Raw genomic sequence first — 22,838 nt, forward strand, 5'->3', positions numbered from 1 at the left:
ACCTACTATCATACCAATTCAACATACATTTTTCTCGAAAAATGTATAAGAAAGCAAAAAACAGCTATGCTTTTTCGCATAGCTGTCACATTTTTTTCCATATTTTGATTCAGTTCGTGCTTTAGGTTTTAGCTATATGGATGTTTAAGTCTGCCCTTGCTTTCGGGGCAGACTTTAAAACCTTGTTGCCCCTGTCGCTTCGCTTTCAGAGTATACTTTAAAACCTTGTTGCCCCTGTCGCTTCGCTTTCGGGCAAGACTTTAAAACCTTGTTGCCCCTGTCGCTTCGCTTTCGGGCAAGACTTTAAAACCTTGTTGCCCCTGTCGCTTCGCTTTCGGGGCAGACTTTAAAACCTCGTTGCCCCTGTCGCTTCGCTTTCGGGGCAGACTTTAAAACCTCGTTGCCCCTGTCGCTTCGCTTTCGGGGCAGACTTTAAAACCTCGTTGCCCCTGTCGCTTCGCTTTCGGGGCAGACTTTAGAATTGCTACGCAATTCTAAAGTTGCTGTTCTTCGTAGGCTTGGATGATTTTGGCTACGATTGGATGACGTACGACATCGCCTTGTTCTAATACTTGGAAATGGATGGATTTAACATACTTTAATGTACGCTCTGCTACAATCAAGCCAGATTCTGTATTTTTAGGTAAGTCGATTTGCGTTTTATCACCAGTGATGACCATTTTAGAGCCGAAGCCCAGACGTGTTAGAAACATTTTCATTTGTTGATGAGTGGTATTTTGTGCTTCATCTAAAATAACAAAGGCATCATCTAATGTACGGCCACGCATATAGGCTAAAGGGGCGATTTCAATCGTTCCACGTTCAATTAGCCGCTGTGTTTGTTCGGAGCCGTAGATGTCGTTTAAAGCGTCATAGAGAGGACGTAGATATGGATCGACCTTTTCCTTTAAATCCCCTGGAAGGAAGCCTAGAGACTCTCCAGCTTCAACGGCAGGGCGAGTTAAAATAATTCGCTTAACATGGCCATTTTTAAGTGCCTGTGTTGCCATAACTACCGCTAAATACGTTTTCCCAGTACCGGCTGGACCAATACCGAAAACAACGTCTTTATGACGGATTGCTTGTATGTATTCTCGTTGACCAATTGTTTTTGCACGAATAGACTTTCCTTTCGTCGTGCGTGCTATTTCTTCATCATATAGTTCTGCAAAATATTCGATAGTTCCTTTTTGTGTCATTTCAATAGCTGTAGTGACATCACGTTGATCAATATTAATTCCTTTGCGAATGACCTTCAATAAAGCATGCAGAAGAAAGGTTGCCTGTTCCTTAGCATTTTCTTCACCCGCAAGTTGAATTTGTTCACCACGCGTAATGATATGAACATTAAGTGCTTCTTCAACTAATTTCATATTTGCATCGGAAATACCGAGTAGCATAACCGCTTCGTTTGGATTATCCACCTGTAATACAGTTAACTGTTCTGACATAATCATTCTCCTTGTAGGCCTTGTATTGGACTTGCAATGTTTTCATTGACTAAAAATAGAACTTTCCCTTCAACTGTACCATTCCCCCACTTTGCCTGTAAAAGGTTTTCTTTCTTGATGATTGTTTTTGCAGGTAACGAGCGTAATACTTTTTCATGCAATAAAGGAATAAGCAATGTCTCAATTTTCGATTCATCCAACTCCACTTGCATGGTTTTCGTCTGTTGCTCCTCCACAATCGAAACATAGGGGGCTAGCCAATTCGGTAAATCCTTTTTTTGAACATAATCCACCTTTTCCTCATGTATACCCTTTATCAACACCCGCCATTGCTTTTGCTGCAAGGTTTCCACGGTAATTTTTGTTGGAATTTTAAATGAACATTCAAGCCAATAATCTGCATAAACCTCACCTTTCGCCCCAACAAAAACTTGATCTGTGCCACTTTCTAATACACCACTTACGAGGACGTCACCCTCATAGGCTGTATCATTCACTGAAATCTTTCGCTCACCATGCTGTATATTGAAGTGGGTAATGACACCACTTTTCGTTGCTACAATATGGGAGGCTAATTTGTCAGTTGTTTGCTCTGTTTGTTTCGGTGATTCTTGTGGTCTCAAAATTACTCGTCCGCCGTGTTTATCAATATGAACCCATGATAGTTCTCGGTGTTGCTCTAACAGCTTTTGTCGTATAACCGTATTAGAAGGTAACTTTTTTTGAGATAAAGGGGTTTCTAGTTGAAAGGTTTCATGAAAGGTCTTACCTAAACGCTCCTCCAGTTCTGGTGTCGCGGCTTCAATGTCCACTCGCCATATGACTTGTGCACAAAGGATTGGAATAGCAATCATGAAGGCTAAGCCCAATAGAGTCCAAATTTGTGCACGAAAAACTTGAAGCTCATCTGCATAAAAAACAGCCATTTTTAAGCGAAAACGTCTTCGTACACGGCGAATTTTTGGTAGGTAATGCATTGTCGTTTCAAAGGAAACTTCCTGCTCACGAAAGACAACACGCTTTAATGGGACATGTTGAGCGTGCAATGCTTGAATAAAAGGATGAACATTTTCATGGCGCTTTATACGTATAATAATTGGCCGATTATTCCACATTTTAGCTCACACCCATATTCTTTGTCATTTTCATATGAAGTTCCTGAAGATTGTTAACAGATAGATGTAGCATTTCTTCTTTAAGCGCATTGATTGTCACTGAATCCGCATTGACAGTAATATGATAATCTGCATAGACAAACGAACAGGTCGTCGCATCTGCATGAATAAAACGGTAAGGTCCAATAATTTTTAATGATTCGTATTCTAACAACTCAAGTAGTGGCGTTAATTGAAATAATTTTTTCATAAAAAATGCCTCCTTCTTCGGCAATATATGCATCGAAAAAGGAGGACATGCTAGTTATTTTCTTTTTGATTTTGGTGGCCCTAATATTTCGGCCATCACAATTGCTTGCACAAGATCATTTTTAGATTGAGGTAGTTGTAAAGTCGAATGAGCGCCAACAGATTGCACTTCCTTTTTTCCAGCAGCTAATCGTCCCCGACTTTCTCGATTAGAAGAACGGCTAGGAATATCAGTTGGAATGACAGCTGGGGCAACATAGCTTGGTATTTCCTTTTTCACTTGTTCTTCAACAAATTTTTTAGGCTCCTCAACTTTCTCATTTTCTGGAATCCAATCTCCGATAAATTCTCGTGCAAAGTCTTCAAAACTTTGTGCTTTCCCACTACGATGTGGCGCTTTCTCCGTAACTGGAGGCTCCACCGCGGTGTCTTTATTAAAAGGAGGCATCTGCTTCTGAGGCTTTTTATTTTTTGATTTTCCGAAAATAGAGCTGACTATGGCAATTATGGCGAAGATTATTAACTGTTCCATATGTTAGTTCCGCTCCTTTCCGTTATTAAGCATTGGGTTCATTTTTTTCAGGCTTATCATTGCTTACTTTTGAAATAGAGTCACGCATTGCTGTATCCGCTTGGATATTGCGATAGTTCATATAATCCATAATACCAAGATTACCAGAACGTAAGGCTTCAGCCATCGCTTGCGGTACTTCTGCCTCTGCTTCTACTACTTTTGCCTTCATCTCTTGAACACGTGCAATCATTTCTTGCTCGTTTGCTACAGCCATTGCACGACGTTCCTCAGCTTTTGCTTGCGCAATGTTTTTATCCGCTTGTGCTTGTTCAATTTGTAATTCGGCCCCGATGTTTTTACCGATATCTACATCCGCAATATCAATGGATAAGATTTCAAAGGCTGTTCCTGAATCTAACCCTTTAGATAATACTGTTTGCGAAATCATATCTGGATTTTCTAAAACTTCTGTATGATGTGTCGCTGAACCGATAGTTGAAACAATCCCCTCACCAACACGAGCAATAACTGTTTCTTCACCAGCACCACCGACTAAACGCTCGATGTTGGCACGCACGGTAATACGAGCCTTTGCTTTTACTTCAATCCCGTTCATTGCTACACCTGAAATGAAAGGTGTTTCAATAACTTTTGGATTAACAGACATTTGAACAGCTTCTAATACATCACGCCCAGCTAAATCAATTGCTGCACAACGTTCAAATGACAGCTCAATATTGGCACGGTGAGCCGCAATTAAGGCATTCACTACACGGTCAACATTACCACCTGCTAAATAGTGACTCTCTAACTGGTTAATCGTTACAGGTAAACCTGCTTTATGTGCTTTAATCAACGGATTAACAATTCGAGACGGAATAACACGACGTAAGCGCATCCCAATTAATGTGAAAATACTAACACGTACACCTGCTGCTAATGCAGAAATCCACAGTGCTACGGGTACAAAGGTAAAGAATACCGCAAGCACAATGAATAAAATAACTAGTCCGGCAATAGGACCAATCAAAGCTAAATCAAAACCCATTTTCTATTCCTCCATCTCTTTATCTGTTTGTCTCACAACAATGCGTGAGCCTTCAACTTTAATAATTTCTACATGTTGATTGGCATCGATATAGCCACCTTCTGATACAATATCAATGCGTTCACTACCAAGTACCATAGTTCCAGATGGACGAAGTGGCGTAAGCGTTTTCCCAATTTTTCCTAACAGTTCTGTGCGATTCACATTGGATACATACCCTTCTTCTGTCGTCGTTGCATCCATTAACACAAGCCTGTTTAAGACATGCAGTTTTTTTCCGAAAAATTTCATCAGAATCACCATTCCTATCATCGCTATCACAAGCGCAATGAGAATTGCTACTATCATTTGCATCATATTTGCACCTGCCAGTATCAGACTTAGTACTATTAAGACACCACCTAAAATACCAACAATTCCACCAGGGACAAAAAACTCTGCAATTAAAAGGGCTAAGCCAATAATAAATAACAATAACGTTTCATATCCCGCAAAGCCGGCCACCATGTGTCCAAAGAAAAATAAACCAAGTGCTGATAAGCCCATTATACCTGGAACACCAAATCCTGGCGAATAAAGCTCCATCACAAGTCCTAAGCTAGCGATTGACAACAGTATAGGTACAATGATGGGATTTGTAATAAAACGAGCTAATTTTTCAGAAAAGGTCGGTTCAATTGAAACAACATCACTACCATTCAAGTTGGTTACTTCTAGAAGCTCCTGAAAATCCTTAACCGTCCCTTCAGAATATTTAACCTTTAATGCCTCTGAGGCGGATAGGGTTAACAGATTCTTTCCGCCAGCACGGTATTCTGGTAGTTCATAGTTGGTATCTGCCATTGCTAATGCATACTTAGGGTCGCGCCCTGACGTTTCTGCTGCTGCTTTCATTTGAGCAAGCCAAGCGCTATTGGCCTTAAGGTCGGCTGCATTACCTGCTGAATCGATAACTGCCGCTGCACCAATTGTTCCATTCGGAACCATGTAGATCTTATCCGCATGTAAGGCTAAAAAAGCTCCTGCTGAGTGCGCATCCTTATTAATATAAGCAATCGTTTTTATTTGCGTTGCATCCATAAGCATAGCGATATCGCTTGCTGCATTCACAAAACCGCCAGGCGTATGTATTTCTAAGATAATCGCCTCTGCATTGTTTTCTTCAGCCTCTTTAAAAGCTCGTTCTAAAAATGCATGAAGTCCTCGCTCTACTTCATTATGAATCGGAACATGATAGACCTTATTACTGGCAAAAGCCGAAGTTAATGGAAACGCTAACAAAAAAGTCATCCATATCACTAGTAAATAGCTGAGGATTCTCCGTTTTCGCATCTTTTTCCCTCCCTTCTAACATGCCTCTCCTCTGTATATACGGTCAATCATGCGAAAAGTTTCGCAAATCTTAAAAATTTATTAACTTATTTATCATTCGATCTAATGCCAATTACCAACACTTAGTATGTGCAAAAAAGCCGAATGAATCAAATAGATTTCATTCGGCTTTTTCATATGTACGTAAAGTTGAGCAATGTAAAATACCTGAAATTAATCAAAAATGTGATTAATTTCAGGTATAACTTTGTCTGCTCAGTGAATCATACAATTGCGTGTTATGAACGTAGGGATTTTTAATGGGAAATTAAATTACCACTTACGTTTACGTGCAGCTTCTGATTTCTTTTTACGTTTTACGCTAGGTTTTTCGTAGAACTCGCGCTTTCTAACTTCTTGAATTGTACCACTTTTTGATACAGTACGTTTGAAGCGGCGAAGAGCATCTTCAAGCGATTCGTTTTTGCGAACGACAGTTTTTGACATCTCTCTTTCCCTCCCTCCGAACACACGTCAATACACAATTAGGCAAATAACCTTCTGTTGTGTACTAAAAAATTATATCGTATTGTCTAATAATGGTCAATAGAAAGTATGCGAAATTATCAAGTGAATTTTTGGTTTTATTTTTGTGTGAATTATTCATACCCAATTCACCCACAATAAAAATAATTACATTTTCCTAACAATTAAAGGGTTTACAAAAAATAGAATAAGGGCGTAGAATAATCACATTCAATTTCAAATCGGCCAAATCTCAACTATTTGAGAACGGAGGAACCAATCTTTTGGGGTTAATTCTGCAGTAGCAGAAGGGATGAGAAAGCTCTTTCGCCATCCTACCCGTCAGCTAACTTCGTCGGCTAAAGCGAAGGAGGTCGTTATTGACCACCATTATTAGCATGCTTTCTGCCTTTTTCATGCTTTTATCGTAGGTCTTTTTATTATGCCATTTAACAACCAGTTGTTTACTTACAGAATTGAGGTAAATTAAATGAACAATTTTAAAAGAGCATTAAACCCTCCCAAAGTTCTCGTTTTGGGCTTTGCCCTAATCATTGCCATAGGGACGTTTCTTTTAACAATGCCATTTTCTACTGAGGATGGGAAGGGTTTGACCTTTTTAGATGCCTTATTCACTGCTACTTCAGCTACTTGTGTCACGGGTTTAATCGTAGTTGATACAGGTGATACCTTCTCTATTTTTGGCGAGGTGGTCCTTTTATTCTTGATCCAAATTGGTGGTTTAGGATTCATGACATTTGCCACATTATTATTTTTACTGCTCGGAAAGAAAATTTCATTAAAAGAAAGACTGCTGCTTAAAGAGGCCTTTAATAATATCTCCATTGCTGGTCTAGTTCGATTAGTGAAAAGAATATTACTCTTTACAGCATGTATTGAAATAATCGGTGGTCTTATTCTATCGATTCGTTTTTCTTTTGATATGCCTATTGGAAAGGCCCTTTATTTTGGATTTTTTCATGCCATATCCAACTTCAACAACGCGGGCTTTGATTTAATGGGTGGTTTTAACGGAATGACTGCCTATGTTGATGACCCCTTTGTTGTTTTCACCATCTGTGCTCTTATTACTATCGGTGGATTAGGCTTTATTGTTATGAATGAATTGTATGAATATCGTGTGACTAAAAGGCTTTCTGTCCATTCAAAAATTGTCTTAGTAACGACACTTTTGCTAACCGTTAGTGGAACCATTTTGATATTTCTGTTTGAGTATGGCAACGAAAAGACACTTGGACCATTATCAGAATGGGGTAAAGTGTTAGGCTCCCTTTACCAAGCGGTTACACCACGAACTGCTGGCTCCAATACACTGGCTATTGGGGACTTAACGCATTCTACATTATTTTTAATGATACTTTTGATGTTTATTGGGGCAGGCTCTGGATCGACTGCTGGAGGGATTAAAATCACAACCTTTGCCGTTTTAGTAGCTACTATGTGGTCACAAATTCGAGGAAAAGAAGATGTCGTTCTCTTCAAACGTAGAATTGTCACTGAAACTATTTTAAAGGCATTGACGGTTACAATGTGCGGTGGATTAATTGTAGTAGTCGTGACGATTATTCTTAGTATAACGGAACAACATCATAGCTTTATGATGTATTTATTTGAAGCTACCTCTGCATTTGGTACTGTTGGTCTTTCGATGGGCCTAACCCCAGAGCTAACACCTGCTGGTCGTCTTCTTCTGATTATTACAATGTTCGTAGGAAGAGTTGGACCACTAACCATTGCTTTTGCCATTGCAAAACGAAGAAAAAAAGAGAGTTTCCGTCACCCAAAAGGAAATATTATGATTGGCTAACCAAATGAGAGGGGTTTAAAACGCTATGACCATTAAACAATACGCTGTTATTGGCTTAGGTAGGTTCGGAACAAGCGTCGCACGCAGATTGCATGAAGCTGGACAGGAAATATTGGGAATTGATATAAATGAAGAAAGAGTAGAGGATGCAGAACCCTATGTGACTCACGCTGTCGTTGCTGATACAACAGAAGAAAAAGCTTTAAAATCAATTGGTATTGGTAACTTCGATTGTGTCATCGTGGCGATCGGTAATGATATGCAGTCTAGTATTTTAACCGTCTCTTTATTAAAAGAGCTAGGGATCAAAAAAGTGATCGCAAAGGCACTAGGTAAAAGACATGGGCAAGTGTTAGATAAAGTTGGAGCTGATTGGATTATTTATCCTGAAAGAGATATGGGTGAACGTGTGGCTAATCAACTCCTATCCCCAAACATGTTGAATTATATCGAATTATCAAAGGAATACAGCATTGAAGAAATTATGATTCCTTCTAAAATGGCTGGACAAAACCTTCGCGATTTAGACTTGCGCGCAAAATATAACGTCAGTGTAATTGCAATTGTGCGCGAAGGGGAAATTATTATTTCCCCTTCTCCTGAGCAGATTATTGAAAAGGAAGATTTATTAGTAATGATTGGGCATCGAAAAGATCTTACATTATTCTCAAATATTCAGTAATCACAAAAAAGCTGTTTCAAGTTCTACTTGATACAGCCTTTTTCGTCTTAGAAAACTTTCTTTTGATCTCTATCATCTTTTAAAATTTCAACAGCCTCTCTAAATCGCTGGGAATGAACAATTTCTCGCTCACGTAAAAACTTCAAGCTATCATTTAAATCCGTGTCATCTGATAAGTCAATAATCCATTGATATGTGGCACGTGCCTTTTCTTCAGCCGCTATATCCTCATACAGATCCGCGATAGGGTCACCCTTAGCTTGAATATAGGTTGCTGTGAATGGTACCCCTGAGGCGTTTTGATAAAAGAGAGCACGATCGTGATTTACATAATGATCACCCAAGCCAGCTTCTTTCAGCATTTCTGGTGTTGCATCTTTTGTTAGCTTATAAATCATCGTGGCAATCATTTCTAAATGTGAAAATTCCTCAGTTGCTATATCGGTCAATAACCCTACTACTTTGTCAGGAATCGTATAGCGTTGATTCATGTAGCGTAGAGCTGCTGCCAGTTCCCCATCCGCCCCTCCATATTGCTCAATTAAAAACTTTGCAAGCATTGGGTTACATGTACTAACTTTTACCGGATACTGGAGTTTCTTTTCATAATACCACAAATATTATTCCTCCTAGTCTTTTGTTTAGACTTGCCATGGCCATGGTGTATCAATCCAGTTAAAAGGATAATTCGAATAGCTTCTCCCAAAATTCATGAGTGGTCCATATTTTTGCTCAAAATCAATTTTAAGTTTCATACTTTTCTCTGTATTTTCATTAAATTGCTGAATGGCGTCATAATCGTGTGGATGAGTGTCTAAATAGAGGTTTAATTCAACAATGACGAAATCAATTGCTTGAATTTCTTCTAATTGCTTATAAAATTCGGGCGGCATCTTTTTAGTCATGCTTCCTCCCTCCTTTTAGGGGAAATGGGTATGGGCTAAACAACTGTGGCCATAGCGTGCCTGCCTTCAGCGCTTCTCTTGCGGTTGGAAATTGTGGTAGTCCAGGTGGTTGAAAACCCATATATAATTGTGGGGGTGTTGCATAATACTTAACTTCTATAGGCTTACAAGGATCAAAGGGGCTAATATAGGGCCTCCAAGACTTATACTGTGTAAACATGACATCCTCCTTTCTGTATTTACATTCATCAGTGGAGTATATGTGCACAGAAAATTATTATGCTGATTAAACACAAAGAAGCCATAAGCTCATGTGTACATTGACATGAGCTTATGGCTCTATAAAAGGATAAAATTAATAGTTGGAGTCGGCAATTAAACCATTCATAATAGCTACACCAGAGCTAGCCCCAATACGAGTCGCACCAGCTTCTACCATTTTTTTCATGTCCTCTAAGCTACGAACACCACCTGATGCTTTTACACCAAGTTCTGGACCTACAGTTTTACGCATAAGTGCGATATCCTCTGCTGTGGCTCCACCAGTAGAAAAACCTGTAGATGTTTTCACATAATCTGCACCCGCTGCTACAGCTAACTCACATGCTTTCACTTTTTCTTCGTCTGTTAGTAAGCATGATTCAATAATGACTTTTACAAGTGCGCTATCTTTAGCCGCTTCTACTACTGCGGCGATATCTGCTTGTACAAGTTCATAGTCTTTATCTTTTAACGCACCGATATTAATAACCATATCTACTTCTTTTGCACCGTTAGCAATAGCATCTTTTGCTTCAAATGCTTTGACTGCTGGTGTATTGGCACCAAGTGGGAAGCCGATAACCGTACAAACTAACACGTCTGTACCCTGTAATAATTCACTGCTTCGCTTTACCCAAGTTGGATTTACACAAACAGAAGCAAAGTTAAATTGTTTAGCTTCAGCACATAATTTTTCAATTTGTTCTTTTGTTGCCTCAGCCTTTAATAATGTATGATCAATCATACGTGCAAAATTTTTTTCCATTGTTAAACGCTCCTTCATTAAATAAGATGTACGTACCTCTTCGAATCATATCATTTTTTCGCGATGGCGTCTAATTTCTTTCTATATAATGAACACCCAAATATAAACATTACAGAACGAGTCATGTTTATCTGAAGTCCTCAAAAGATTATATAGAAATTGATAACTTAATTATTTCACAAAAAAATCTTATATGTACTGATTTTATAAGGATTATGTTATCATAAATCACGTATCTAAAATATGTACAACGAAAAACTTATTAAATGTTTGGAAACACAAGGTAATGTGAATTGAAAGGATGATATATATCATGAGTAACGAGCGATCAAAAATCGTGAGTTTTCATACTCTAGGTTGTAAAGTAAATCATTACGAAACAGAAGCAATTTGGCAGCTGTTTAAAGAAGAAGGCTATGATCGAACAGAATTTGATCAACAAGCAGACGTTTACGTCATTAATACATGCACAGTTACGAATACTGGAGATAAAAAATCACGTCAGGTTATTCGTCGAGCAATTCGCCAAAATCCGGATGCAGTTATTTGTGTAACGGGATGCTATGCACAAACATCCCCTGCAGAAATTATGGCAATCCCTGGTGTTGATATTGTTGTTGGAACACAAGATCGTACGAAATTACTTGGTTATATTGAACAATATCGTGCGGAACGACAACCGATTAATGCTGTACGTAATATTATGAAAAACCGAGTATACGAAGAATTAGATGTACCAGCATTTACAGACCGTACACGTGCTTCGTTAAAAATCCAAGAAGGCTGTAACAATTTCTGTACATTTTGTATTATTCCATGGGCACGTGGTTTAATGCGTTCTCGTGACCCACAAGAAGTGTTACATCAAGCACAGCAATTAGTAGATGCTGGTTATCTTGAAATTGTCTTAACTGGTATTCATACAGGTGGCTATGGTCAGGATTTAAAAGATTATAATCTTGCTCAATTACTACGTGATTTAGAGGCCAATGTAACAGGCTTAAAGCGTCTTCGTATTTCATCTATTGAGGCTAGTCAATTAACAGATGAAGTAATTGAAGTACTACGTGAATCAAAGATTGTCGTGAATCATTTACACATCCCTATTCAATCTGGTTCTGATACGGTATTAAAACGTATGCGTCGTAAATATACAATGGAGTTCTTCGGTGAACGTTTAACAAAATTACATGAGGCTTTACCTGATTTAGCTGTTACTTCTGATGTAATCGTTGGTTTTCCAGGTGAGACAGAGGAAGAGTTTATGGACACATATAACTTTATTCGCGATCATAAATTTTCTGAGCTGCACGTTTTCCCATTCTCTCCTCGTACAGGAACCCCTGCTGCACGTATGGAAGATCAAATTGATGAAGACATTAAAAATGAGCGTGTGCATCGACTCATCTCTTTAAACGATCAGCTAGCAAAAGAGTATGCTTCTCGTTTTGAAGATCAAGTGCTAGAAGTTATCCCTGAAGAATTTGTGCATGATGACAGTGAAGAAGAAGGCCTTCTAACAGGCTATACAGACAATTACTTAAAAGTAGTTTTTGAGGGTCCAGAAAGTCTAATCGGACAACTTGTAAAAGTAAAAATTACACAAGCAGGCTACCCTCACTCAAAAGGACAATTTGTACGCGTTTTAGAAACAGTGAAATAAATAGTGAAAAAACATACTAACATTAGTAGTACAAACCAAGGCCATGGTTTGTGCTACTATTTTTTTATAGTAGAAGTGAAGAAAAGCCGACCAGCCTCTGGGACCATTTGTGAGTCCGTATATAAAACCGGCTACCTTCATGCCCTTATATGAATCAGCTTAGTATGTTGGGTCCTAAGAGATCGTGTATAAGAAAGTGGAATCGATAAGGTACTGTGAAGGCTTCTATGATTGGTCAAAAGGAGAAGAATGAGATGAAACATGTCATTGCGTTAGATGTCAGTAAAGGAAAAAGTACCGTTACGATTTATAATAGTCATCGCCAATGCGAGTTTGAAGGTGTGCTACATCATACACGGGATGATTTTGAGAGGTTACACGAACGAATGGAAGAGATGACAAAGCAAGATGGACAAGCGCCAGATATCGTATTTGAAGCAACAGGCATCTATTCAAAACCTGTCGAAGCTTTTTTCAAAGATTACGGCTATGCATACTGTCGCATGAATCCACTTGAAGCGAATTTACAGATGGCAACGATGCGTCGCAATAAAACCGATATCAGTGATGCCCATGAACTCGCAAGAACACATTTCAAAATGGAACGCGAAATAACGTACATACAAGACGATTATTATGAACAGATGCGTGCATTGACTCGTTATTACGATGAAATTGACGAAGAAATCATTTTACTCAAAAGTAGAATGCATGCCATTTTACAGCTGAGTTTTCCAGAATTAGAAAAGTTGATTACACCGAATTCAGCACTATTTTTAAATATTGTACAACTATATCCGCACCCCGCACTTTTACAGGCCCATTCAAAAACGATTATTAAAAATCGTTTAAAGGTCAATACGCGAAAAAACCTATCGCTAATGCGTGCGGAGGCTAAAGCTATTACATTATTAGAAGCAGCTGAAAATAGTTACCCAGCGATTAAATCCACAGATATTCGTTGTGATCAAGCACGAGATTACGCAGCTCGCATTGCGGATTTACTAGAGAAGAAAGCAACGCTTGTGAAACAGATGGTGGAATTGTCAGAAGGACGAAAAGAATATCTAGTATTGCGTTCGATTCCTGGGATTGGCGATTCAACGGCGTGCCGATTAATTGGAGAGATTGGTGACATCCGCCGCTTTCAAAACGCGAAACAACTGAACGCTTACGCAGGCATTGATATTATGCGGTACCAGTCTGGGAATACGCAATATCGAGACAGGATTAATAAACGAGGAAACAAACATTTACGGAAGATTTTATTTTTTATGGTATGCGCCATGCTTATGGCAAAAGGAAAACCAAATCATTTTGTGGACTATTACTATAAATTAAAAAAGCAACCTCAGAGGAAGCCTCATAAGGTTGCGATCATCGCCTGCATCAACAAGTTTCTGAAAGTGACATTTCAGTTACTGACGCGTGGCATTCTTTACGATTATGAGTCCGCACTACCAGCTCAGAAATCGTAATCACCTATATAGAACTATATCATAATGACCTTTCGAAAAAAATAAAAATCGTCAGGTCTTTTTGGCGTATCTAAAAAATGAGTGTGAAGTGGTGAGAGATATCCTTCACTACTTCACACTCATAAAAATAGAAATTATTCTCTAGATAAGGTTGACTAATCGTAAGAAAGAGGCTGGGACAGAACTAGCTTCGAATAAGGAGAAAGGAGAATTTGAGTTCGCTCAAATTCTCCTTTCTCCATTTTTTACTATTTAATTTTATATGTTCTTGTTTGTTGGCCGTGTATTTTCGTAAATTCACGGCCAGTAATGCGAGCCCCATTTCGTTTTCTACCTTCGATTTTCCTCGTACAGAAAATCGAGTGAAACGCAAATTAGCCTTCAAGAATCCAAAAACTGGCTCCACGTCAATTTTGCGTTGACGATAAATGGTACGCGTTTTTTCTTCTGAAAGCTTTGTTCTTATATATTCTTTTTGTTGTTCCCATTTTTCATTCACCATCATTTTTCGATTGGTGCCTTCTTTTGCTTTTGTACATGATGAACGGAATGGACATCCTGAACAGTCCTCGCATTCGTAGATGTTGAACGTATGTTGGAAGCCTGTCCGATCATTCCGTACAGTTTGATTTTTCCATTCGAGACGTTTCTGATTCGGGCATGTATAGGTGTCTGTTTCTTTATCATATGGCCAGTTATCGGTGTTAAATTGGTTTTGTTTGTACTTTTTCTTTTGCTCCTTCTCATACATGGTATAGGGAATCAGTGCTTCTCGTTTTCTGTTCGAAAGGATCTCCTCATAGTTTTGTTCACTACCATAACCTGCATCTGCGACAATGTATTGCGGTAACTCGAAATAATGCTGCTCGATTTCATTTAGAAATGGAATGAACGTACGTGTATCCGTTGGGTTCGGAAAAATGCTGTAGGCAAGCGCATACTGACCTTCTGTTGCGATTTGTACGTTATAGCCTGGTTTTAGTTGTCCATTCTGCATGTAATCGTCTTTCATTCGCATAAACGTCGCATCTTTGTCCGTTTTTGAATAGCTGTTGCGTGTGTCAAAAATCTCAAAATCTTTTTCGTACCTCTGCTTACGAATCAGCCAGTCATGTACTTGTTTTAACAGTTGCTTTGGCGTTTTTCGTTCACTACGCAGCTGTTTCCGCATCCCGACATCATCCGTACTATCGATTTTTTGTGTATAGTCCTCGACCACTTCCTCTAACTTTTCAGCGATTTGCGTGAGTTCTTCCATAGAAAGCTGCTCCTCATCTTCACGTTGCAATGCTGGTATAATTTGTTTTTCAAGTAGCTCATTATACAATTGATTCGATTTTTCAACGAGATTGTGATGATGTTTTTCCACTGCTTTCTTCCAAACGAACGTGAATTTATTGGCATTCGCTTCAATCTTCGTACCATCAATAAAAATGGCCTCTTGATCGATGATTTTTTCTTGGACAAGCTGGACACGGAACTGCACAAAACACTGGCGAATGAGCTCTTTCATATCGGGATGAACACGGAAACGATTGATCGTACGGTAGCTTGGTTCATACCCTTGGGCCAGCCACATCATCCGTATACTGTCTTTGGTTAGGTCTTCTATTTTACGGCCAGAGAAAACCGATTGCGTGTAGCCACATAAAATAATTTTAAGCATCATGCGTGGGTGATAAGATGGGCAACCTGTTTGGCGTTGAAAGGAGTCGAAGGTTCTCTCAGGAATACTTTCGACTAAATGATGGATGGCAAAAGCAATATCATTTTCTTGTAATGGAACTTCTAAATCTAGAGGCAAAACTAATTGATTCATGTTATAATTTTTGAACATAAGGATCCTTCTTTCCTGTAAAATTTTGTGTGGTAACTTTATTTTATCAGAAGTGGTCCTTATTTTTATTCAATAATTATTGAAAGCCGTTGAAATTTTACTCATCGTAAAATTTCAACGGCTTTTTCAGCTCAAAGGTGGGTTTTGTCCCACCCTCTTTTTCCTTTTAATGAAGCTAATCATTCACTTGTATTTGATTTTTCATAATATTGATAAATGCTTTTAAAGAATGACAGCTCCTATAAGAAAATTAGTAGTACAAACAAAATATCCATCTGTACTACCAGCTTTGTTAATATATTATAATACTCTACTGTCCTCTAAACTAGCATTTATCAAGGACTAGGAGGAGGTGTAAGTCCTAAAAGAACAGGCGTTATTACGCTACTGCCAGCACCAAGGCGGATTTGTTGAACTTGCAATACTTTTACAGTAAGTTCTAAGACAATTTTTTCACGTAATGTGCTGAATGTCCCTTCAGGAGCTGCCATAATCGGTGAAAAATCAAGTTCAAAGAAGTTGGCAGCTACTAATTCACCAAATGGTTGTTCATTGTATTTAACAAGATTTTGGAAGAAAGCCTTATCTAATCGAGCATCCATTTGTGTTCTTTCGTTAAGGAAGTTCGCTTCAGCAAACTCGGAAATGCCTAAGATTGGTGTTGTGCCTCCAGGTGTTTGTGGGAAAATAAGATCTGTAAAACCAGAAAACGGAACGTCAGCAATTCTATCTCGAAGTGCCCCATTACATGCTGATGAAGCATATTCTATATTTTTCCGAATATGTCCTGCTACAAATAATTTAGCTCGTGTTACTCTAAAGAAATCAGTGCCACCAATACGTGCAAAGCTGACTGGTACAAGTTTCACTTGATTTAGGAAGACATTCTTTTTCACTCGTTTAATCTCTGTCGCTGCAGGGCTAAGTGTAATATCCGACTCAACAACGATTTGCAGTGTTGGTTCTGCCAATACAACTGGAACTTTGATAGTTGGCGTTGTAACTGGTGTAGTGACTACTGGTGTAATCTCATTCGTTAATGGAATTTGTTCAGTTGATGTTACAGGACAAGGTTGAAATTGGCTTTCTAATTGATCGCTCAAAAAATTCCCTCATTTCATTTTTTTAGTATTAGAGAGCTCTCCTATCGCTAGAATATGTAGCATTTAAATCTATACATGGACGTATATATTAGTTTTATTTTTTATTTGAATTAAGGGATAAATTTCTATAATCCTCCATTACCTTGCCAGTCAAACAGTACTTTAATTTTTTGTACTTGTAACATTTGGATAATTAATTCTAATACTATATTTTGACACAATCGATTGGGATGAATGGCTGACTTATTTTGCGTATTAGATACCCTATACTCAATATTATGCTGAATGTAGCCTTCTATAAATAAATTCCCCTTTAATACAGTTCTTGTTCCATTTCCCAATGACTGGGATCTACGAATAGGTACAAATCTACAATCGGATAGTACTACCTCATTTGTGATCTCTTTAACCTCTTCAATTCCTTTATCAAAAGCAATTTTTTCCTCCATACATATTTCTATTTTGTATTCCCCTAGCACAACAGGAACTCGTATATGTATAAAAGGCTCAGAGGAGTTAATTTCTCCTTTTTTAATTGCTTGTGAGTTATGTAAGGGAACTACTACTGATTTAAACGGATGCTGCTCACTACCATTTTTTTTATTAGTATCCGTTCTCATTAAAGAAATCATTTGATTAATGTTGGAGCTAACCAAACGACAATCTGGTTGTTCAGGGTAAATCGAAATCGTTTGGAGTAGCTTCGTCTGAAGTTGGGGAGATAGGTTATCATTTAAATCAAGAAAATCAAATATTGTATTTTGAACATTTTCACCATAAATAGGAGCATGAAGAAAATCGGAAATTTCTACATAAGTAGAAAAGGGACTTTTTTGGATAATGGTGCATACTTCTCCTTGTAAAGTCTTTGCAATCTCTTTATTACGATTTGGAGGATTGTTTTTCTCCTTTTCTGCTATATCATCCAAATGCATATTATTTTCAGCCTCTGACAGAGCTCTATTGAAAGATTTTGGATTATTGTCTGATTGGGCTGTTGAATTTTGTTCTTCAAGGGAGTTCTCATCACTATCTAGTAGATGGTCAATTTCTACCTTTGTTGGACTGGGTACAATTTGATTGCATGCTATCTGGTCTAAAGTTAATTCCTCTACATGGTTCTCATCCATATGTCGGAAATTTTCTTCGTTCTCCTTAACATTCGCTTCTATAGGTATGGGTATGGACGCTAATTGCTCTATTAAGGTCACTTTTGTGTGACTCTCATCGATATCTAGAGGATGTTCGTTTTCTTGCTCAACATTTGTTTCTTTAGATATAGGTAGATCTTCATTAGATGCTAATAGCTCTGCTAAGCTAGCATCCTCCCTGAAATTCTCAAAATTTGGGTGATGTTCGTTTTCTTCCTCAATAATCGGCTCCATAGGTTCGGGGAGCTCTTCATTAGAGATTATATGGTCTGTTAAAGTTGATTCCTCTGTAATTGGTTTATCTTCTATTTCATCAAGCAGATTATTATTTCCATTAAAAGTCTGTTCAAATGGAGATTCGTCATCTATTTTAGTTTGATACCTCCACTCAGTGTATTTATTTTGTTTAGAGGATATTTTTTTCATCTCTCTAAAATTAATCCATGGAGTTGCCATTCATTCACTCCCAAATAATGATTTGACAAAAAAAGCATAACAATCAATTTTTAATCCATTAGCTAATTCTTCTGATGCGATTATGTTAGGACAATTGAAAATCTACAATACTAATTACAATCCATATTATGCAATATTTTTACTTTTGTCACAGTCCCCACCATGAGATACAATTGGAAGGCGCATGTCCTTATCTTGCCAAAAAAAGCAGTTAAAAGTTCGTGTAAAAGTGAACTTTCAACTGCCCAACAACATATTTGATTTTATATCAGTATTATTGTTACCATCTTTGCTCCACTACATATAAAAATTAACAAGGCTCAGTAGGTGGAATAATACCAGGAACAATTGGTGTTGCTGGTGGAGTAAGCCCTTGAAGAACAGGTGTTACTACACTACTTCCAGCGCCCAAACGGATTTGTTGGACTTGCAATACTTTTACAGTAAGTTCTAATACAATTTTTTCACGTAATGTGCTGAATGCTTCTTCAGGAGCTGCCATAATCGGTGAAAAATCAAGTTCAAAGAAGTTGGCTGCTACTAATTCACCAAATGGTTGTTCATTGTATTTAACGAGATTTTGGAAGAAAGCCTTATCTAATCGAGCATCCATTTGTGTTCTTTCGTTAAGGAAGTTCGCTTCGGCAAACTCAGAAATTCCTAAGATTGGTGTAGCGCCTCCTGCTGTTTGTGGAAAAGTAAGATCTGTAAAACCAGAAAACGGAACATCAGCAATTCTATCCTGAAGTGCCCCATTACATGCTGATGAAGCATATTCGATATTTTTCCGAATATGTCCTGCTACAAATAATTTAGCTCGTGTTACTCTAAAGAAATCAGTGTTAGCAATACGTGCAAAGCTAACCGGTACCAATTTCACTTGATTTAGGAAGACATTCTTTTTCACTCGTTTAATCTCTGTCGCTGCAGGATTAAGTGTAATATCCGACTCGACAACGATTTGCAGTGTTGGTTCTGCCAGTACAACTGGAATTTTAATAGTTGGCGTCGTAAGCGGTGTAGTAACTAATGGTGTAATCTCATTCGTTAAGGGGATTTGTTCAGTTGATGTTACTGGACAAGGTTGAATCTGATTAATAAATTGTTCACTCAAAAAATTCCCTCATTTCAATTTATAGTATTAGTGAGCTCTCCTATCGCTAGAGTATGTCGCAATTAAATCTATGTATGGACATTGAACTTGTTCTTTTAATTATTTTATTTGGAATGTTTGAGGTTGTGATTTTCCCCGTTACCTTACACGACGGGGTAAAACTCCATTTAAGCAGGGATTTAACGCAGACCCACTTCAAATATGATTTAAGTAAAAAAACCCCCGTAAAAGTTAGATTGATGTCTAACTTTTACGGGGCAGTTCAAATATTATGTGGTTTTTCTAGGTTATGTTGATAGTAAATTATACATAGCTGTTATTCAAATTCATACGATATGGCAGACAGTGCGTATAATGGCGCTGTTTCTGCTCGTAAAATTCTCGGTCCTAATGACATCGTCTGAGCGCCTGCTTGTAATAGCGCTTCTGACTCTTGACGAGAAATGCCCCCCTCAGGACCAAAGATAATAAGCATTGATTTCGACTTCTTATCATACACGTTTTTTAGCTTCTCCGCAAACCTTGTGCGCTTTTTTGCTTTTGCATCCTCTTCATCAGCAATAAAAACGGCATCGAAATGATCTATTTGTTGTACTAGCTGTTTAAATGATATGGGTTCAAAAACTGTTGGAATATGTGTGCGGTGAGCTTGTTCCGCAGCTTCCTTAGCAATTTTCTGTAATCTTTCTTGCTTTTTTGCCCCTTTTTTCTTGTCCCATTTTACAATGGAGCGTTCAGCTTCAAAGGGTAATAAAGCAAACATCCCCAGCTCTGTGGCTTTTTGGGTAATAAGCTCCAGCTTATCACCCTTCGGTAAACCACAGGCTACTGTTACTTGAATGGGTAACTCTGGAGAGGGGATTGTTTGACCTGTCGCTTCAATGACGACCTCATCCCCTTCAAACCCTTCAATTGTACATATATGCGCAGTGTTTTGTGCAACAACTACAATTTTGTCGCCTTGCTTCATACGCATCACTCGTTCAATATGCCGTGCATCTTCTCCATTAATACGTGCATTTTCTATAGCTGTCTCAATAAAATAACGTTGCATGCCACACAGTCCTTTCTAGCAAGAAAGGAAAACGCCAAATCACAAGCAACAGGCACACGGCTCACGATTTGGCGCTTCCTCAGTCATGTTATAGTGGACGACGGGCAATAATGGCTACCCAATCTTCCATTAATAATACTTCTTCGATCACAAAACCTGAAGCTTCTAGTGCTACTTTAACATCATCACGTTTTGCACCGATGATGCCCGAAGTGACATATAATCCACCTGGTTTTACAATTGTATACGCGTCATCTGTGAAGGACATGATGATTTCAGCCAAAATATTAGCGACTACCACATCTGCTGGCTCTTTTACAGTATCCAATAAATTACCATGGAATACTGCCACCTTATCTTCCACTTTATTTAATGCTACATTTTCTCGCGCTGAACGTACAGCAACCTCATCTAAATCGAGCGCATGCACACTTTTGGCACCAAGTAATGCTGCACCAATAGACAATACACCTGATCCTGTACCAATATCAACAACTGTATCCCCTTCTTTAATGACCTTTTCAAGTCCTTGTAAACACATCACCGTCGTCGGGTGGGTACCTGTACCAAATGCCATACCAGGATCTAATTCGATAATTAGCTCATCTGTTGAAACAGGTGTGTATTCCTCCCATGTCGGTACGATAGTAAAGCGTTCAGAAATCTTAACAGGATGGTAGTATTGCTTCCAGGCAGTTGCCCAATCTTCTTCATTGACTTCCACAATGGATACCACATTCTCGCCGATATCAATGTTAAAGTTCGTTAAATTTGTGATAGCTGCTTTAATTTCTTCGACTGTTTCATTTAAAAAACTAGACTCCGATAAATAAGCTTTAATAATCACGCCATCTTTCGGAAAATCATCTTCATTTAGCGCATAAATTTCACCATATTGATCTTCACGTGGCTTCGCAAACTCTGCAGAATCTTCGATGACAACACCACTTGCACCTGCTTCATGCAAAATATTCGAAATTGCTTCTACCGCATCATTTTTTGTATGAATGGATAATTCTGACCACTTCACGTAGCTCTTCAGCTCCTCTAATTATTCACCTTGGAATTTTTTCTTAATTTTATCGAATAGTGAACTACCTTGTTCTTCAGGGATATCGCCACTAATTTCGGCAAATTCTCGTAGTAATTGTTTTTGTCTTTCCGTTAATTTTTCTGGTGTCATAACTTTTACTGTCACATACTGATTACCCATACCATAACCATGAACATTTTTCACACCTTTATCTTTTAGACGGAATTGAGCACCTGACTGTGTTCCAGCTGGAATACGTAATTTTACTTTCCCATGAACTGTCGGTACTTCAATTTCATCCCCAAGTGCAGCTTGAGGGAATGTTAATTTCAACTCGAAGTAAATATCGTCTCCATCTCGTTCGAAATCCTTGTGGCCTTGAACGCGGAACATAATATATAAATCCCCTGCAGGCCCACCGTTTATACCTGGCTCACCTTGACCAGATACACGAATTTGTTGTCCATCATCCACACCTGCTGGAATCGTCACTTTAATTTTCTTACGTTTTTGGACTTTTCCTTCCCCACGACAAGTCGTACATTTTTCTTTAATGATTTTACCTGTTCCATGACATGTTGAGCATGTACGACGATTCATCATACGACCAAATGGTGTATCCACTGCTTGATTGATTTGTCCAGCACCTTTACATGTTGAACATGTTTCAGGTTGCGTTCCTGGCTTTGCTCCTGAACCGTGACATGTTTCACACGTTTCATCTTTTGGGATTTCTATTTCTGTTTCTTTCCCAAAAATAGCTTCCTCAAATTGGATGTTCATACGATATTGCAGATCATCCCCTTTACGTGGAGCATTTGGGTCTTGACGGCGACCACCACCGCCAAAGAATGAACTGAAAATATCCTCGAAGCCGCCAAAGCCGCCTCCTCCAAAGCCACCACCAAAACCAGCATTCGGATCCTCATGACCAAATTGGTCGTAGCGTGCTTTTTTCTGGTCGTCACTTAATACTTCATATGCTTCAGCGATTTCTTTGAATTTTTCATCTGCACCCGGCTCTTTATTAAGATCAGGGTGATATTGTTTTGATAATTTACGGTATGCTTTTTTAATCTCGTCTTTTGTAGCCGATTTTGTTAAACCAAGCACCTCGTAATAATCGCGTTTCTCCATGATTCACACTCCGCTCTGTTTGCATAAAATCTATTGTAACATGCAGTTGAAAAAACTGCCTCTTTTTTTAGATTAAAGGTTCTATAAGTTCCATAAGATTGAAGATACTCACTTCCTAGCAGCTAACGTATGCAACTAACCCATAAATGGTGCCATT

The 22,838-nt window shown here is 38.5% G+C and carries 21 protein-coding genes, 1 pseudogene and 1 riboswitch; of the genes and pseudogenes, 4 read left to right on the plus strand and 18 right to left on the minus strand.

Features of this window, described 5'->3' with window-relative positions; translation table 11 throughout:
• Nucleotides 1-494: 494 nt before the first annotated feature.
• The 7 genes from MHB39_RS15390 to rpsU all read right to left on the minus strand — a co-directional run bounded on the left by MHB39_RS15390 (nt 495) and on the right by rpsU (nt 6,195).
• A complete protein-coding gene (locus tag MHB39_RS15390) occupies nt 495-1,451 on the minus strand; it encodes a PhoH family protein (RefSeq protein ID WP_016994096.1) in 957 nt (318 codons plus the stop codon).
• A gap of 2 nt (nt 1,452-1,453) precedes the next feature.
• Nucleotides 1,454-2,566 (minus strand): sporulation protein YqfD, encoded by a 1,113-nt coding sequence (locus MHB39_RS15395; protein WP_016994098.1) that lies wholly within the window; start codon nt 2,564-2,566, stop codon nt 1,454-1,456.
• A gap of 1 nt (nt 2,567) precedes the next feature.
• Nucleotides 2,568-2,816, minus strand: coding sequence for a hypothetical protein (locus MHB39_RS15400; RefSeq protein WP_016994100.1), 249 nt, complete (start codon nt 2,814-2,816; stop codon nt 2,568-2,570).
• Nucleotides 2,817-2,870: 54 nt separating this feature from the next.
• Entirely contained in the window at nt 2,871-3,347 is a 477-nt protein-coding gene (locus MHB39_RS15405; protein ID WP_342544447.1) for a hypothetical protein, read from the minus strand.
• A gap of 25 nt (nt 3,348-3,372) precedes the next feature.
• Entirely contained in the window at nt 3,373-4,377 is a 1,005-nt protein-coding gene (gene floA, locus MHB39_RS15410) for a flotillin-like protein FloA (protein ID WP_112118215.1), read from the minus strand.
• 3 nt (nt 4,378-4,380) lie between these two features.
• Nucleotides 4,381-5,709: a nodulation protein NfeD gene (locus tag MHB39_RS15415; protein WP_016994104.1), complete on the minus strand. Its 1,329-nt coding sequence runs from the start codon at nt 5,707-5,709 to the stop codon at nt 4,381-4,383.
• 312 nt (nt 5,710-6,021) lie between these two features.
• Nucleotides 6,022-6,195, minus strand: coding sequence for a 30S ribosomal protein S21 (gene rpsU, locus MHB39_RS15420; RefSeq protein WP_004227078.1), 174 nt, complete (start codon nt 6,193-6,195; stop codon nt 6,022-6,024).
• A gap of 252 nt (nt 6,196-6,447) precedes the next feature.
• Nucleotides 6,448-6,589, plus strand: a riboswitch (cyclic di-AMP (ydaO/yuaA leader).
• Nucleotides 6,590-6,703: 114 nt separating this feature from the next.
• On the opposite strand from rpsU, the gene MHB39_RS15425 reads away from it, so the two are divergent.
• Nucleotides 6,704-8,041 carry a Trk family potassium uptake protein gene (locus tag MHB39_RS15425; RefSeq protein WP_016994105.1) on the plus strand — a complete coding sequence of 446 codons (1,338 nt, stop codon included), beginning with the start codon at nt 6,704-6,706 and terminating at the stop codon, nt 8,039-8,041.
• 25 nt (nt 8,042-8,066) lie between these two features.
• Nucleotides 8,067-8,723 (plus strand): TrkA family potassium uptake protein, encoded by a 657-nt coding sequence (locus MHB39_RS15430; protein ID WP_016994106.1) that lies wholly within the window; start codon nt 8,067-8,069, stop codon nt 8,721-8,723.
• A gap of 47 nt (nt 8,724-8,770) precedes the next feature.
• Here the strand turns inward: MHB39_RS15430 and MHB39_RS15435 are convergent, their stop codons facing one another.
• From MHB39_RS15435 to deoC, 4 genes are all read right to left on the minus strand, one after another.
• Nucleotides 8,771-9,340, minus strand: coding sequence for a manganese catalase family protein (locus MHB39_RS15435; protein ID WP_004227065.1), 570 nt, complete (start codon nt 9,338-9,340; stop codon nt 8,771-8,773).
• A 24-nt stretch (nt 9,341-9,364) separates the two neighbouring features.
• The gene (locus tag MHB39_RS15440; protein WP_016994107.1) at nt 9,365-9,628 is read right to left on the minus strand and encodes a spore coat protein CotJB; all 264 of its coding nucleotides are present in this window, start codon (nt 9,626-9,628) and stop codon (nt 9,365-9,367) included.
• On the minus strand, nt 9,621-9,848 hold the full coding sequence (locus MHB39_RS15445) for a spore coat associated protein CotJA (protein WP_016994108.1): 228 nt from the start codon (nt 9,846-9,848) through the stop codon (nt 9,621-9,623). Before MHB39_RS15445 ends, MHB39_RS15440 begins: the two co-directional genes overlap by 8 nt.
• A 135-nt stretch (nt 9,849-9,983) precedes the next feature.
• Nucleotides 9,984-10,655, minus strand: coding sequence for a deoxyribose-phosphate aldolase (deoC, locus tag MHB39_RS15450; protein ID WP_016994109.1), 672 nt, complete (start codon nt 10,653-10,655; stop codon nt 9,984-9,986).
• Between the two features lie 313 nt (nt 10,656-10,968).
• Between deoC and mtaB the strand changes: the two genes are divergently transcribed.
• Together mtaB and MHB39_RS15460 are read left to right on the plus strand one after the other, a co-directional pair.
• Nucleotides 10,969-12,318 (plus strand): tRNA (N(6)-L-threonylcarbamoyladenosine(37)-C(2))-methylthiotransferase MtaB, encoded by a 1,350-nt coding sequence (gene mtaB / locus MHB39_RS15455; protein WP_048392185.1) that lies wholly within the window; start codon nt 10,969-10,971, stop codon nt 12,316-12,318.
• A gap of 254 nt (nt 12,319-12,572) precedes the next feature.
• Nucleotides 12,573-13,796 carry an IS110 family transposase gene (locus MHB39_RS15460; RefSeq protein WP_258860335.1) on the plus strand — a complete coding sequence of 408 codons (1,224 nt, stop codon included), beginning with the start codon at nt 12,573-12,575 and terminating at the stop codon, nt 13,794-13,796.
• A 155-nt stretch (nt 13,797-13,951) separates the two neighbouring features.
• Here the strand turns inward: MHB39_RS15460 and MHB39_RS15465 are convergent.
• The 7 genes and pseudogenes from MHB39_RS15465 to dnaJ all read right to left on the minus strand — a co-directional run bounded on the left by MHB39_RS15465 (nt 13,952) and on the right by dnaJ (nt 22,681).
• Nucleotides 13,952-15,633 (minus strand): annotated as a pseudogene (locus MHB39_RS15465) (IS1182 family transposase).
• Nucleotides 15,634-15,968: 335 nt separating this feature from the next.
• Nucleotides 15,969-16,736, minus strand: coding sequence for a CsxC family protein (locus tag MHB39_RS15470; RefSeq protein ID WP_342544452.1), 768 nt, complete (start codon nt 16,734-16,736; stop codon nt 15,969-15,971).
• Nucleotides 16,737-16,861: 125 nt separating this feature from the next.
• On the minus strand, nt 16,862-18,343 hold the full coding sequence (locus MHB39_RS15475) for a BC_2427 family protein (protein WP_342544454.1): 1,482 nt from the start codon (nt 18,341-18,343) through the stop codon (nt 16,862-16,864).
• A gap of 310 nt (nt 18,344-18,653) precedes the next feature.
• Nucleotides 18,654-19,457 carry a CsxC family protein gene (locus MHB39_RS15480; protein WP_258859837.1) on the minus strand — a complete coding sequence of 268 codons (804 nt, stop codon included), beginning with the start codon at nt 19,455-19,457 and terminating at the stop codon, nt 18,654-18,656.
• Nucleotides 19,458-19,773: 316 nt separating this feature from the next.
• On the minus strand, nt 19,774-20,511 hold the full coding sequence (locus MHB39_RS15485; protein ID WP_312127178.1) for a 16S rRNA (uracil(1498)-N(3))-methyltransferase: 738 nt from the start codon (nt 20,509-20,511) through the stop codon (nt 19,774-19,776).
• Between the two features lie 88 nt (nt 20,512-20,599).
• Entirely contained in the window at nt 20,600-21,541 is a 942-nt protein-coding gene (gene prmA / locus MHB39_RS15490) for a 50S ribosomal protein L11 methyltransferase (RefSeq protein WP_016995415.1), read from the minus strand.
• Nucleotides 21,542-21,562: 21 nt separating this feature from the next.
• Nucleotides 21,563-22,681 carry a molecular chaperone DnaJ gene (dnaJ, locus tag MHB39_RS15495; protein ID WP_016995416.1) on the minus strand — a complete coding sequence of 373 codons (1,119 nt, stop codon included), beginning with the start codon at nt 22,679-22,681 and terminating at the stop codon, nt 21,563-21,565.
• Nucleotides 22,682-22,838 lie beyond the last annotated feature (157 nt).

Source organism: Lysinibacillus sp. FSL K6-4013, assembly GCF_038630435.1.
GTDB lineage: Bacteria > Bacillota > Bacilli > Bacillales_A > Planococcaceae > Lysinibacillus > Lysinibacillus boronitolerans.

Bases quoted from the DNA above. Each gene is read 5' to 3' on its own strand.
- MHB39_RS15390 (WP_016994096.1), bottom strand. From the start codon at position 1,451: ATGTCAGAACAGTTAACTGTATTACAGGTGGATAATCCAAACGAAGCG.
- MHB39_RS15395 (WP_016994098.1), bottom strand. From the start codon at position 2,566: ATGTGGAATAATCGGCCAATTATTATACGTATAAAGCGCCATGAAAAT.
- MHB39_RS15400 (WP_016994100.1), bottom strand. From the start codon at position 2,816: ATGAAAAAATTATTTCAATTAACGCCACTACTTGAGTTGTTAGAATAC.
- MHB39_RS15405 (WP_342544447.1), bottom strand. From the start codon at position 3,347: ATGGAACAGTTAATAATCTTCGCCATAATTGCCATAGTCAGCTCTATT.
- floA (WP_112118215.1), bottom strand. From the start codon at position 4,377: ATGGGTTTTGATTTAGCTTTGATTGGTCCTATTGCCGGACTAGTTATT.
- MHB39_RS15415 (WP_016994104.1), bottom strand. From the start codon at position 5,709: ATGCGAAAACGGAGAATCCTCAGCTATTTACTAGTGATATGGATGACT.
- rpsU (WP_004227078.1), bottom strand. From the start codon at position 6,195: ATGTCAAAAACTGTCGTTCGCAAAAACGAATCGCTTGAAGATGCTCTT.
- MHB39_RS15425 (WP_016994105.1), top strand. From the start codon at position 6,704: ATGAACAATTTTAAAAGAGCATTAAACCCTCCCAAAGTTCTCGTTTTG.
- MHB39_RS15430 (WP_016994106.1), top strand. From the start codon at position 8,067: ATGACCATTAAACAATACGCTGTTATTGGCTTAGGTAGGTTCGGAACA.
- MHB39_RS15440 (WP_016994107.1), bottom strand. From the start codon at position 9,628: ATGACTAAAAAGATGCCGCCCGAATTTTATAAGCAATTAGAAGAAATT.
- MHB39_RS15445 (WP_016994108.1), bottom strand. From the start codon at position 9,848: ATGTTTACACAGTATAAGTCTTGGAGGCCCTATATTAGCCCCTTTGAT.
- deoC (WP_016994109.1), bottom strand. From the start codon at position 10,655: ATGGAAAAAAATTTTGCACGTATGATTGATCATACATTATTAAAGGCT.
- mtaB (WP_048392185.1), top strand. From the start codon at position 10,969: ATGAGTAACGAGCGATCAAAAATCGTGAGTTTTCATACTCTAGGTTGT.
- MHB39_RS15460 (WP_258860335.1), top strand. From the start codon at position 12,573: ATGAAACATGTCATTGCGTTAGATGTCAGTAAAGGAAAAAGTACCGTT.
- MHB39_RS15475 (WP_342544454.1), bottom strand. From the start codon at position 18,343: ATGGCAACTCCATGGATTAATTTTAGAGAGATGAAAAAAATATCCTCT.
- MHB39_RS15485 (WP_312127178.1), bottom strand. From the start codon at position 20,511: ATGCAACGTTATTTTATTGAGACAGCTATAGAAAATGCACGTATTAAT.
- dnaJ (WP_016995416.1), bottom strand. From the start codon at position 22,681: ATGGAGAAACGCGATTATTACGAGGTGCTTGGTTTAACAAAATCGGCT.